Annotated in this window: 1 protein-coding gene; it reads left to right on the top strand. The window is 39.5% G+C overall.

All coding sequences use genetic code 11. The features are described 5' to 3' along the window. Window positions 1-472 precede the first annotated feature (472 nt). Entirely contained in the window at window positions 473-1,504 is a 1,032-nt protein-coding gene (locus BKN38_RS10025; protein ID WP_066457883.1) for a YafY family protein, read from the top strand. Window positions 1,505-1,514 lie beyond the last annotated feature (10 nt).

The following is a 1,514-nucleotide window of genomic DNA, read 5'->3' as shown; positions in this document are numbered from 1 at the left end:
CCCAAATTGTTCCCTTTTGTATCAAACGCCAAAGATTTTTCAAAAAAATCGTTTTTTTTTTTTAGGATTTGGTGGATAGACTTTTAGTGTTTGGGTTTTGAGAATCAAGCGCACAATGCAAAGAAACAAAAGGCATCCCAAAACAAAATGCCAAAAAGCCACAAAAACAATAAAGAAAAAGATAAGCCAAGCACATAAAAAGCGCGCAAACAAAAAGCACAAACACGCAAACAAAAGTGCAAAAGCACAAAACAAGCGCAAACGAAAGCGCAAAACGCAAAACAAGCGTGCAAACAAAAAACACAAAAGCAAAAAACACAAAGCAACACAAAAAATGCGCAAAAAGCAAAATCAAACAAAATCAATCAAAAGCATTTACAATATTTACAATATTTGCAGCGCTATTTTATAGCGCCAAACCACCCACAAATATCATCCAAACAATACAACACCAAACCCTAAGGATACTGCCTTGCCACCATCTAGCGATACTAGTGACAGCATCTCAACGCGCTTAGTAGATCTTTTTGCAAGGCTTTGCAATGGCGAGCGCCTACGCGTAAATGAGCTAGCAAAAGAATATGGTGTCAGCATCCGCACCTTACAGCGTGATATCACAAGGCTTACATATCTACCACTTCGCAAAGATAGCGATGCAAGCGGACTCTACTACACGCTAGAATCCTACGCCTTTAGCGGACATCACTTCAAAGACATCAAACAATTTGCCAAAGTAAGTGGCATAGATTCTCTCTATCCAAAGCTAGATTCTGAATTTATCACTGACCTTTTGAATCCAAATGTCAATAAAGCCTACCTCGTGCGCGCACAAACAAAAGCAAATATAAGCTATGAGGATTTCCAAAGTATAAGTATCGCGATTTTAGAGCATATATGCATAGGCTGTATGTATCATGACAAACCACGCATACTAAAGCCCTATAAACTCCTGCATAATGCTGGTATATGGTATCTGCTAGCTGAAGATAATCACAAGCTAAAAAGCTTTAGCCTTTCAAAAATAGAGAATCTAAAACTGCTAGATAATAAGCACTTCAAACCAAAGCAAGAGCTACTAAACCTCATCGCGCACAAATCCACACAATGGATAAGCCAAGAGCCAAAGCGCGTGACACTGCGGATAAAAGCAGAAGCTAGGGAGTATTTTTCACGCAAGGAGTTTTTGCCAAATGTGAAGATACTGCGTGAAGAAGAAAGTGAGGAGGAAAATAATATCACCGGCAGCCCCGCCAAAAGCAACCACGAAAATAATCTCGCAAAAAACACCCACACACAAAACAACCCCGCCAAAAATAACCTCATCCAAAATAATCTCATCCAAAACAACCTCATTATAGAAGTGCAAATCGCCCATGATGATGAGCTATTGCCGCTTGTGCGTGCATGGATCCCTTATATAGAAATCATCGCGCCAAAAGAGCTCAAAGAAAAATTACTAAAAACTTTGCAAGAGTATATCAAAACGACAAAGGCTGACGCATGAGCGCGATAAA

This window comes from Helicobacter sp. CLO-3, assembly GCF_001854545.1.
Lineage (GTDB): Bacteria > Campylobacterota > Campylobacteria > Campylobacterales > Helicobacteraceae > Helicobacter_B.
Note: the sequence above shows the minus strand (reverse complement) of the source record. Positions and strands in the feature narration are given on the sequence as shown.